This window comes from Amycolatopsis sp. NPDC054798, assembly GCF_053611505.1.
On record NZ_JBSHAM010000045.1, the window covers coordinates 1 to 10,721 of the forward strand.

Sequence of the window (10,721 nt, forward strand, 5' to 3'; positions counted from 1 at the left end):
CCCGATTTCCCTTTTATTCTACCTCCAACCGTTTTGGGGGTGGTTGGGGGCGGGCGCCGTTTACCCCCGCCCCCAGCACTCACGAGACCTCAGTAGACGGTCTTGGTCACCCGCGTGCCCTCAGTGTGGAAACCGTTGGCCCACAACTGCTGCACCTTCGCCGATTCCTGCGCGTCCGGTTTGGCGTTGGTGCAGGACGTGCCCGGCCCGTGGCCCGACATCAGCTCGGTGCACGGACCCTCGTAGTGGTCCGGGAGGCCGAGGTTGTGGCCGAGTTCGTGCGCGGCGATGCGGGTCGGGTCGTAGCCCTCGGCGACCTGGCTCGTGTCCAGGTAGACGTCGCCGTTGCCGTGCCCGTCGGTCTGCGTGTACGACCCGCCGCTGTGCACCTCGTGGATGGTGATCGTCGCCTTGCCCTCGTCCTTCACCAGCTGCACGTCGCTGACCGCGGCGTTCCAGTTGGCCGCGCCCTGGTCGATCTGCGCGACGTAGTCCGGCGCGCCCGCCGAGCTGTAGTAGACGGTGGTCGCCGCGGCGGCGGACGCGGCGGGTGCGGTGGCCAGGCCGAAACCGAGCGGCGCGGCGGCGACCGCGGCCAGTGCGGCGATCCGCCGGAACCCTCGTGCGTGCATCGTGTCCTCCGTAGCTCATCGGGAAAGCAAGCAACCCTTGTCCGCTCGACGACGTTAGAAGTTCACCACTGGCGCGACCACGTCCGAAAGTAGGACGCTCCCCCGCGAGAGGGAGGTCCGTCCCGCCCCGGCTGGATCCGCCGGCGCGGCCGCGCTGGTGTGCTCGTCGGCATGCAAACGCTGCTGCTCGGCCTGCTGGCCTACGTCGTCGTGCTGTGGCCGCTCGTCGCCGCGGCCCGCAAAGTGCTCGGGGTGCGCGTCGGTCTCGTCCGGGCATTGGGAGCCGCGCTCGCGGGCTGGCTCGTCGCGGGCACCGTCATCCGGACTTTCCCGCTGATCGTGCTCACCACCCCCGGCGTCGCGATCGGGCTGCTGATCCCGCTGGCAGGCAGCGCGCTCGCGGTGACCTTGCTGGTCCTTTTCGTCGCCGAACTCGCGATTCCGTCCGGCGGTCCCGGCCTGTTCGCCCGGATGCGGTCGCTGCGGTCCCGCGCGGCCCGCACCCGTCGCTACTCGCGGATCATGCGCATCGCGATCCGCCACGGCCTCGGCTCGTTCCTCACCGGCCGCCGCACCGCGGGCCCCGACGGCTCCGCGAAACTCGCGCGCTCCCTTCGACTGGCACTCGAAGAAGCGGGCGTGACGTTCGTGAAGCTCGGTCAGCTCCTCTCGACGCGCGCAGATCTCCTGCCGCCCGTCTACATCCGCGAGCTCAGCAAGCTGCACGACCAGGTCCCGCCCGCCCCCGAGGACGAGGTGCGCGCGCTGCTGCGCGAGGAAATCGACCTCACCACTTTCGCCCATCTCGACGACGAACCCCTTGCCGCAGCGTCGATCGCGCAGGTTTACGGCGCTCGGCTGCGGTCGGGAGCCGAGGTCGTGGTGAAGGTGCAACGGCCCGGGATCCGCGAGCAGGTGGAACGCGACATCGACATCGTCCGCCGTCTCGCCGCGGTGCTGCACGAGCGCGCCGGCTGGGCCCGCTCGCTCGGCGTGCTGGAACTGGCGGACGGTTTCGCCGAGTCCCTTGAGGACGAACTGGATTTCCGCACCGAAGCCGCGAACATCGAAGCCATTGCCGCACATCCGATTCCCGGCGTCACGCTGCCTACTGTCCACAAAGCACTGTCCACTGAGCGCGTTCTGGTGATGCGAAGGCTTGATGGCAAACCGCTCTCCGCCGGTTCCTCGGGCTCCCGCGAGGAACTCGCCCGCACCTTCCTGCGCGGACTGCTGGACCAGGTGCTGCTCGGCGGGGTGTTCCACGCGGATCCGCACCCTGGCAACGTTTTGCTGCTCGAAGACGGCACCCTCGGCCTGCTCGACTTCGGTTCCGTCGGCCGCCTCGACACCGGACTGCGCGCCGGACTGCAAGCCCTGCTGCCCGCCGTCGACCGAGGCGACCCGGCCGGCGTCCGCGACGGGCTGCTGGAAATCGTCCACCGCCCGGACGATCTCGACGAACAACGCCTGGAACGCGCACTGGGCGCCCTGCTCGCCCGGCACTTCGGACCCGGCCGGACGCCCGGGCTCGACCTGTTCACCGGCCTGTTCCGCGTCATCGCCGACTTCCGCCTCGCCGTCCCGCCGCCGATCGCCGCGGTGTTCCGGGCGCTGGCGACCATGGAAGGCACGCTCGCGACCCTGGCCCCGGATTTCGACCTGGTCGCCGAATCCCGCGCGTTCGCCACCGAACGCCTCGGCCTGCGCCCGGAAACCCTGCGCCGCACCGTCACCGACGAATTCACCGCACTGCTGCCGGTGTTGCGCCGTCTGCCCCGCCGCGTCGACCGGATCGGCGCAGCACTGGAAGAAGGCCGGCTGTCGGTGAACCTGCGGCTGTTCTCCGACGAACGCGACCGCGACCTGGTCACCGGCCTGGTGCACGAGGTGCTGCTGGCGCTGGTCGGCATCGCGACCGGGCTCATGGCGGTACTGCTGCTGGCCAGTGCGAGCGGCCCGCAGCTGGTGGCGGGGCTGACGCTGAACCACGTGTTCGGCTACAACCTGCTGATGATCAGCGCGCTGGCGGGACTGCGGCTGCTTTTCGTCGTCTTCCGGCGGTCCGGCCGACGGTCACGAGCAGACCGGCGAACCCGGTAACCCCACGCTCCGCCGGTGACCGCGCGGAATCCGGCTCTGATGTATCGGCCTCCGGCGTCAGCGAACGCGGTCGTCGCCGGAATCTGCTTGCCCTAGAACGGATTCCCGGTCACCGAGACGGCCCCGTACGCTGCGGACAGCCGCCGTTTCCGGCCCCGGCGCACACCCGTCACCACCGCGCCCAGAAACCCGATGAGAAACGCCCCCGCCCCGGCTCCGGCCAGCACCCGCCCCAGGAACGGTCCCTGATCCTCCTCCGGCGCACCCGGCAGCCCCGCGGCGGTGAACGCCGTCGTCGGAGGCAGCGTGCGACGGATCACCCGGCCGATCAGGTCGTACGCCTCGTCGTCCGGTTGCGCGGGCATGCTCGCCAGCACCACGTCGCCGCGGTGGTAGATCTGCCCGTCCCGGTTGCCGAAGACGATCGTGGTCCCGGCGGGCACGGCCGGAGCCATCACGTTCACCGGCCCTTCACCGAGCGATAGCCGAACACCGTCAGCAGCCCGTACCCGCATCCGGCGGCCCCGGCCAGCGCGACCACGACGAACAGCGCCAGCACCACCGGAAACCGGCGAGGCGCCCGGGAAACCGGCGGCGGGGCCGGAAAACCTTCGATCACCTCGCGAGGATCGGCGAGAGCCACGGATTTGTTACGCGACCGCGGATCGCCCCAGGTCTGTCCACAATAGACTCGCGAAACCATCCGCCGCCGTATAGGTCGTTATACAGAACCTTACTGGCGGAAGATCGAGTTGAGCGACCGTCCGCCGTCGCCATAAGCAGGCATCAGGCCGGGGCTCACCGTGAACGCGATCGTCCCGGCCAGCGCCACCACCACGGTCAACCCGCCCAGCAGCGCAGCCGTGCGGGCCAGGTCGCCGCCGCGGTGCGGGCCTCCCCCGAGCCGCCCCAGCACCACCGCCAGCACTCCGGCCAGCAGCGCCAGGAACCACAGCGCGCCGAGTACCAGGACGAACACCTCGGCCACGATCGGATACACCCCGCTCACCAGGAGCCGGGGCCGGACCAGCAGCCAGGCCAGCCACGTCAGCACCGCGAGCGAGAAACTCACCGCGGCGACGGCCACCGCCCCCACGGCCAGGCCCCGGCTGGGTCTTTCCTCGGGAACAGAAACGGATTCAGAGCCGGATTCGGTCATCTGCCAGTAATAGCATCCGGCGCCGACAGAATCCGGCGTTTCGCCCGGGTGCGCCCGAACGCACCACTCCGGGATACGCCGAAGGCCGCCCCCGGCGAACCGGGAGCGGCCTTCGCGAAACACAACCTCAGACGGTGAAACCGAGCGCCCGCAGCTGCTCGCGGCCGTCGTCGGTGATCTTTTCCGGACCCCACGGCGGCATCCAGACCCAGTTGATCCGGAAGTCGTTCACCAGGCCGCCGGACGTCAGCGCCGCCGACGTCTGGTCCTCGATCACGTCGGTGAGCGGGCAGGCCGCGGACGTGAGCGTCATGTCGATCGTCGCGGTGTTGTCCGTCTCGACCCGGATGTCGTAGACCAGGCCGAGGTCGACGACGTTGATGCCGAGTTCGGGGTCGACGACGTCGCGCATCGCTTCCTCGACGTCCTCGATCTTGGCGATGTCAGCGGGGACGGCGGCGGCCTGCTCGGGCAGGTCCGCGGCGGTGCGCCCCTCGCGCGGGTCGGTGGCCGTCGTCTCTTCGCTCATGCCTTCTCAGCTCCTGTGGTGGTGCTGGACACCGCGTCCTTGAACGCCATCCAGCCGAGCAGGGCGCACTTCACGCGCGCCGGGTACTTCGCGACGCCGGCGAACGCGACGCCGTCTTCCAGTACGTCCTCGTCCGGTTCGACCTTGCCCTTGCCCTGCATCAGTTCCACGAAGGCGTCCATGGTCGTGAACGCCTCCTCGACCGTGTGCCCGACGACCAGATCGGTCAGCACGGACGCGGACGCCTGGCTGATCGAGCAGCCCTGCCCGTCGTAGGACACGTCCTCGACCTTGCCGTCGCTCACCTTGACCCGCAAGGTGATCTCGTCGCCGCAGGTCGGGTTGACCTGGAACGACTCCGCGTCGAACGGATCGCGCAGGCCGCGCCCGTGCGGATTTTTGTAGTGGTCCAGGATGATCTCCTGGTACATGCTCTCCAGGTTCACTTCGCGGCCCCGTCCTGGGCCACCCCGAAGAACTTCTGCGCCTCGCGGATCCCGGCGACCAGAGCGTCCACTTCGGACAGCGTGTTGTACAGGTAGAAGCTCGCCCGCACCGTCGCCGGCACCGAGCACGCCCGGTGCAGCGGCCACGCGCAGTGGTGTCCCACCCGCACCGCGATGCCGAGGCTGTCGAGCACCTGGCCGGCGTCGTGCGGGTGCACGCCGTCGATCACGAACGCGACAGTCGCGCCGCGGTCTTCCAGATCGGTCGGCCCGACGATGCGCACGCCCGGGATCTCGCTGATGCCCGCGATCGCGGCCGCGGCCAGTTCGTGCTCGTGCGCCGCGACGCGGTCCATCCCGATGGCGGACAGGTAGTCCACCGCCGCGCCGAGGCCGATCGCCTGCGACGTCATCGGCACCCCGGCCTCGAACCGCTGCGGCGGCGCGGCGAACGTGGTGCGCTCCATCGTGACCAGCTCGATCATCGAGCCGCCGGTCAGGAACGGCGGCATCGCTCCGAGCAGTTCGGTGCGGCCGTACAGCACGCCGATCCCGGACGGGGCCAGCATCTTGTGCCCGGAGAACACCGCGAAGTCGACGCCCAGCGCGTGGAAATCGACCGGGAAGTGCGGCACCGACTGGCACGCGTCCAGCACGGTCAGCGCGCCGACCTCCTTGGCCTTGGCCACCAGCTTGGCCACCGGGTTGACCGTGCCGAGCACGTTGGACTGGTGCGCGAACGCGACCACCTTGGTGCGCGGCGTGATCACACTGTCCATATCGGACAGATCGAGCCTGCCCTCGGAGGTGACCTTGAACCACTTCAGCGTCGCCCCGGTGCGCTGGCACAACTGCTGCCACGGCACCAGGTTCGCGTGGTGCTCCATCTCGGTGATGACGATTTCGTCGCCTTCGCCGATCCGGAAACGTTCAGCCTCCGGACCGGCCGTGGCGGCGTTGCTCATCGCGTACGCCACGAGGTTGATGCCCTCGGTGGCGTTCTTGGTGAACACCAGCTCCTCCGGGTCCGCGCCGACGAATTCCGCGGTCTTGGCGCGCGCGGATTCGTAGGCGTCGGTGGCCTCTTCGGACAGCTGGTGGGCACCGCGGTGCACGGCCGAGTTCGACGTGAACACGTACCGCCGTTCCGCGTCGAGCACCTGCACCGGCCGTTGCGAAGTCGCTCCGGAGTCCAGGTACACCAAGGGTTTCCCGTCGCGCACAGTGCGCGTCAGGATCGGGAAGTCGGCACGCAGTGCCGCCACGTCAAGGGGAACAGAGTTGGTCGGGCTGTTCGAAGCCGTGGTGGTCATCGAGCCAACTCCTCTCTCTCGGTGTCGTCGGGAACGGGGCGCGGGAAACGTCAGGCCTTGGCGGGCTCGGGTGCGCCGACGTACTTGACGTAGCCGTTCTCCTCCAGCTCGTCGGCCAGCTCGCGGCCGCCGGACTCGACGATCTTGCCGTCGGCGAAGACGTGCACGAAGTCCGGCGTGATGTGCCGCAGGATGCGGGTGTAGTGCGTGATCAGCATGACGCCGACCTCGTTGCCCGACTTGTACTCGTTGACGCCCTCGGACACGACGCGCAGCGCGTCGACGTCCAGGCCGGAGTCGGTCTCGTCGAGGATGGCGAACTTCGGCTTGAGCAGCGCCAGCTGCAGGATCTCGTGGCGCTTCTTCTCGCCGCCGGAGAAGCCCTCGTTCACCGAGCGCTCGGCGAACTCCTGCGAGATGCCGAGCTTGCCCATCTCGTCCTTGACCTCCTTGACCCAGTGGCGCAGCTTGGGAGCCTCGCCCCGGACCGCGGTGGCCGCGGTGCGCAGGAAGTTCGACATCGAGACGCCGGGGACCTCGACCGGGTACTGCATGGCGAGGAAGAGGCCGGCGCGGGCGCGCTCGTCGACGCTCATCTCGAGCACGTTCTCGCCGTCCAGCAGCACCTCGCCGGAGGTCACCGTGTACTTCGGGTGGCCGGCGATCGCGTAGGACAGGGTGGACTTGCCGGAGCCGTTCGGGCCCATGATCGCGTGCGTCTCGCCGGACCGGATGGTCAGGTTGACGCCCTTGAGGATCTCCTTGGCGCCCTCGTCGGTGTTCACCGACGCGTGCAGGTCCTTGATTTCCAGGGTAGCCATTCTGCTTTTCCTAAAGAGTCTGAAGTGGACGGACGACGGGCTCAGGCGCCCACGGCTTCGAGTTCGGCCTCGATCGCGGCTTCGAGGCGCTCGCGCACCTCGGGCACGCCGATGCGGGCCAGGATCTCGTGGAAGAACCCGCGCACGACCAGCCGCCGCGCGGCCTCCTCGCCGATCCCGCGCGACTGGAGGTAGAACAACTGCTCGTCGTCAAACCTTCCCGTGGCGCTCGCGTGGCCCGCGCCCTCGATCTCGCCGGTCTCGATCTCGAGGTTCGGCACCGAGTCGGCGCGCGCGCCGGGGGTGAGCACGAGGTTGCGGTTCAGCTCGTAGGTGTCGGTGGCCTCGGCGGCCGCCCGGATCAGCACGTCGCCGATCCACACCGTGTGCGCGTCGTCGCCCTGCAGGGCGCCCTTGTACATCACGTTGGACTTGCAGTTCGGCACCGCGTGGTCCACGAACAGCCGGTGTTCCTGGTGCTGGCCGGCGTCGGCGAAGTACAGGCCGAGCATCTCGACGTCGCCGCCGCGGTCGGCGAAGGTCGCCGTGGGCGACACGCGCACCAGGTCGCCGCCGAGGGTGACCACGGTGTGCTTGAGCGTCGCGTCGCGGCCCAGCCGCAGGTGCTGCTCGGACACGTGCACCGCGTCGTCGGCCCAGTCCTGGACGCTGACCACGGTGATCTTGGCCGAGTCGCCGATGACGAACTCGACGTTGTCCGCGTAGGTGCCGGAGCCGACGTGGTCGAGCACGATCACCGCGTTGGCGAACGCCTCGGCGCGCACCTGCAGGTGGCCGTAGGCGACCTTGCCCTCGCCCGGGCCGTGGATGCGCAGCACCGACGGCTTCGACGCCTCGGTCTCCTTCGGCACGGTCACGATCGTGGCCTTGGCGAAGGAGGAGTACGCCTGCGCCGCGATGCGGTCGCTCGGCACGCCCGCCTCGCCGAGGCGCGCGTCGTCGCGGCCGACGCTCTCGATCTTCAGCTCGGGCGCGGCCTCGGTCTCCAGCGTGATCTCGCCGGAGGCGACGGCGGAACCGTCGTGCAGGCCGCGCAGGCGCTTCATCGGAGTGAAGCGCCAGTTTTCCTCACGCCCGCCGGGGACCTCGAAGGCCGCGACGTCGTAAGAGGTGAACCGCTCCGCGCGGGAGGCCGCCGGAATGACAGCGCCCTCCCGCAACGACTCGGCGACGTTGTTCTCGGTAACCGACATGACTAGCCGACGGACCCTTCCATCTGAAGCTCGATCAGGCGGTTCAGCTCGAGCGCGTACTCCATCGGCAGCTCGCGCGCGATGGGCTCGACGAACCCGCGCACGATCATCGCCATCGCCTCGGCCTCGTCGAGGCCGCGCGACATCAGGTAGAACAGCTGCTCTTCGCTGACCTTGGACACGGTGGCCTCGTGGCCCATGGACACCTCGTCGTTGCGGATGTCCACGTACGGGTACGTGTCCGACCGCGAGATGGTGTCCACCAGCAGGGCGTCGCAGACCACGCTGGAGCGCGAGTGGTGCGCCCGCTTCGCGACCTTGACCAGGCCGCGGTAGGAGGTGCGGCCGCCGCCGCGCGCCACCGACTTCGACACGATGGTCGAGGAGGTGTGCGGCGCGAGGTGCTCCATCTTGGCCCCGGCGTCCTGGTGCTGGCCCTCGCCCGCGAACGCGACCGACAGGACCTCGCCCTTGGCGTGCTCGCCCATGAGGAAGACCGACGGGTACTTCATGGTCACCTTGGAGCCGATGTTGCCGTCGACCCACTCCATGGTCGCGCCCTCTTCGCACTTGGCGCGCTTGGTGACCAGGTTGTAGACGTTGTTCGACCAGTTCTGGATCGTCGTGTAGCGGCAGCGGGCGCCCTTCTTCACGATGATCTCGACGACCGCGGAGTGCAGCGAGTCCGACTGGTAGATCGGCGCGGTGCAGCCCTCGACGTAGTGGACGTAGGCGTCCTCGTCGACGATGATCAGCGTCCGCTCGAACTGGCCCATGTTCTCGGTGTTGATCCGGAAGTAGGCCTGCAGCGGGATCTCGACGTGCACGCCCTTCGGCACGTAGATGAACGAGCCGCCGGACCACACCGCGGTGTTCAGCGCGGAGAACTTGTTGTCGCCCGCCGGGATCACGGAGCCGAAGTACTCCTGGAAGATCTCCGGGTGCTCCTTGAGCGCGCTGTCGGTGTCCAGGAAGAGAACGCCCTGCTCCTCCAGGTCCTCGCGGATCTGGTGGTAGACGACCTCGGACTCGTACTGCGCGGCGACGCCGGCCACGAGGCGCTGCTTCTCCGCCTCGGGGATGCCCAGCTTGTCGTAGGTGTTCTTGATGTCCTCGGGCAGGTCTTCCCAGCTGGTCGCCTGCTTCTCGGTGGACCGCACGAAGTACTTGATGTTGTCGAAGTCGATCCCCGACAGGTCGGCGCCCCAGTTCGGCATCGGCTTGAGGTCGAACAGCTTGAGCGCCTTCAATCGGGCGTCGCGCATCCACTCGGGCTCGGACTTCTTCGCGGAGATGTCGCGGACGACATCCTCGTTCAGGCCGCGGCGGGCGCTGGAGCCAGCCTCGTCGGAGTCCGCCCAGCCGAAGGCGTAGTTGCCAAGGGACGCGATGGTCTCTTCCTGGCTCAACGGCTCGGTGGTGGGAGTGCGCTGCTCGGCAGCGGCAGTCATGCGGGTTTCCCTCCATTCGGGATCCGTGGTGCGTGCCCGTCGGGCGGCGGGGCCGCTTCTCCGGGCTTCGTCGTGCGGTCCGGCTCGGGATGGGCCGGGATACCCGCCGGTCCGGCGGGTACGTGTGTGGTGCACGCGTTGTCTCCGCGCGCGATGGTCGCCAGCCGCTGGACGTGGGTGCCCAGCAGCTTCGCGAACGCTTCCGTCTCGGCCTCGCACAGCTGCGGGAATTCCGCGGCGACGTGCGCGACCGGGCAGTGGTGCTGGCACAGCTGCGCGCCGGCGTGCGCGACGGGGGCTCCCGCGCCGATCTGGCGGGTCGAGGCAGCGTAGCCCTCCCTGCTCAGCGCGGTGGCGAGGGCCTCGGCGCGCTCGACCGGATCAGCCGATCCGGTGATCGCCTGCCGGTGCGGCCCCACCAGTCCCTCGACCCGGCGCTCGGCGAACGCGCGCACCGCGTCCGGTCCGGCGTGCTCGGCGAGGAAGCGGATGGCCGACACCGCGAGGTCGTCGTAGGCGTGCCCGAACCGGGCCCGGCCCGCTTCGGTGAGCAGGAACAGCTTGGCCGGGCGGCCGCGTCCGCGCGGGCCCTTGCGCGGGGCGTCGCGGGTCTCGGCCTCGCCGTCGGCCTGCAGCGCGTCGAGGTGGCGGCGGATCGCCGTCGGGCTGATGCCGAGCTGCTCGGCGACCACCGCGGCGGTCATCGGGCCCTGCTCCAGCAGCAGCCGGGCGACCTCGTGCCGGGTGCGGCCCTCGGCCACGTTTGCCGCGCTGACCTGCACGGGAACGCCGACAGCCGCGGCGCGCGGCTGGTCGCCGCGCCCCTCGCCGGTGCTCCCGTTCTTTTTCACAACACAAGTGTGTCTTATTTCCGGCCAGCGGGCAAAGGCGGGGTGTCGCCCAGTGACCCGACTCACCTCCGGACGCGCCTCGCCGCGGCGGCACCCGGCCCAGGTCCGTGAAGGGCTCCTTGAGGGAATCAGATTCCCTCCAGGAGGCCATGAACGAGCAACCGGTGGAAAAGCGGCGGCGGGGAGCCCAAGGGGGGATAAG

12 protein-coding genes are annotated in these 10,721 nt (G+C 69.4%); 1 reads left to right on the forward strand and 11 read right to left on the reverse strand.

Annotated features, from left to right (window positions below; all coding sequences use genetic code 11):
* Window positions 1–89 precede the first annotated feature (89 nt).
* Window positions 90–632, reverse strand: a complete 543-nt coding sequence (locus ACWGIC_RS25695) for a snapalysin family zinc-dependent metalloprotease (protein ID WP_452078482.1) — start codon at window positions 630–632, stop codon at window positions 90–92.
* 171 nt (window positions 633–803) lie between these two features.
* Here ACWGIC_RS25695 and ACWGIC_RS25700 point away from each other — a divergent pair, with 171 nt between their 5' ends.
* Window positions 804–2,735: an ABC1 kinase family protein gene (locus ACWGIC_RS25700; protein ID WP_452078483.1), complete on the forward strand. Its 1,932-nt coding sequence runs from the start codon at window positions 804–806 to the stop codon at window positions 2,733–2,735.
* A gap of 92 nt (window positions 2,736–2,827) precedes the next feature.
* Here ACWGIC_RS25700 and ACWGIC_RS25705 read toward each other — a convergent pair whose 3' ends face one another.
* The 10 genes from ACWGIC_RS25705 to ACWGIC_RS25750 all read right to left on the reverse strand — a co-directional run bounded on the left by ACWGIC_RS25705 (window position 2,828) and on the right by ACWGIC_RS25750 (window position 10,519).
* Entirely contained in the window at window positions 2,828–3,199 is a 372-nt protein-coding gene (locus tag ACWGIC_RS25705) for a hypothetical protein (RefSeq protein ID WP_452078484.1), read from the reverse strand.
* Window positions 3,196–3,438 (reverse strand): hypothetical protein, encoded by a 243-nt coding sequence (locus ACWGIC_RS25710; RefSeq protein WP_452078485.1) that lies wholly within the window; start codon window positions 3,436–3,438, stop codon window positions 3,196–3,198. The genes ACWGIC_RS25705 and ACWGIC_RS25710 overlap by 4 nt, the downstream gene beginning before the upstream one ends.
* A gap of 30 nt (window positions 3,439–3,468) precedes the next feature.
* Entirely contained in the window at window positions 3,469–3,894 is a 426-nt protein-coding gene (locus ACWGIC_RS25715; protein ID WP_452078486.1) for a hypothetical protein, read from the reverse strand.
* Window positions 3,895–4,021: 127 nt separating this feature from the next.
* Window positions 4,022–4,423, reverse strand: coding sequence for a metal-sulfur cluster assembly factor (locus ACWGIC_RS25720; RefSeq protein ID WP_452078487.1), 402 nt, complete (start codon window positions 4,421–4,423; stop codon window positions 4,022–4,024).
* Window positions 4,420–4,869 carry a Fe-S cluster assembly sulfur transfer protein SufU gene (sufU, locus tag ACWGIC_RS25725; RefSeq protein ID WP_452078488.1) on the reverse strand — a complete coding sequence of 150 codons (450 nt, stop codon included), beginning with the start codon at window positions 4,867–4,869 and terminating at the stop codon, window positions 4,420–4,422. Before sufU ends, ACWGIC_RS25720 begins: the two co-directional genes overlap by 4 nt.
* Complete coding sequence (locus tag ACWGIC_RS25730) at window positions 4,866–6,182, reverse strand: cysteine desulfurase (RefSeq protein WP_452078489.1); 1,317 nt, start codon at window positions 6,180–6,182, stop codon at window positions 4,866–4,868. The genes sufU and ACWGIC_RS25730 overlap by 4 nt, the downstream gene beginning before the upstream one ends.
* Window positions 6,183–6,232: 50 nt before the next feature.
* The gene (gene sufC / locus ACWGIC_RS25735) at window positions 6,233–7,003 is read right to left on the reverse strand and encodes a Fe-S cluster assembly ATPase SufC (protein ID WP_452078490.1); all 771 of its coding nucleotides are present in this window, start codon (window positions 7,001–7,003) and stop codon (window positions 6,233–6,235) included.
* A 41-nt stretch (window positions 7,004–7,044) separates the two neighbouring features.
* Entirely contained in the window at window positions 7,045–8,217 is a 1,173-nt protein-coding gene (gene sufD / locus ACWGIC_RS25740; RefSeq protein WP_452078491.1) for a Fe-S cluster assembly protein SufD, read from the reverse strand.
* Between the two features lie 2 nt (window positions 8,218–8,219).
* On the reverse strand, window positions 8,220–9,668 hold the full coding sequence (sufB, locus tag ACWGIC_RS25745) for a Fe-S cluster assembly protein SufB (RefSeq protein ID WP_452078492.1): 1,449 nt from the start codon (window positions 9,666–9,668) through the stop codon (window positions 8,220–8,222).
* Window positions 9,665–10,519 carry a helix-turn-helix transcriptional regulator gene (locus ACWGIC_RS25750; protein ID WP_452078493.1) on the reverse strand — a complete coding sequence of 285 codons (855 nt, stop codon included), beginning with the start codon at window positions 10,517–10,519 and terminating at the stop codon, window positions 9,665–9,667. Before ACWGIC_RS25750 ends, sufB begins: the two co-directional genes overlap by 4 nt.
* Window positions 10,520–10,721: the final 202 nt, after the last annotated feature.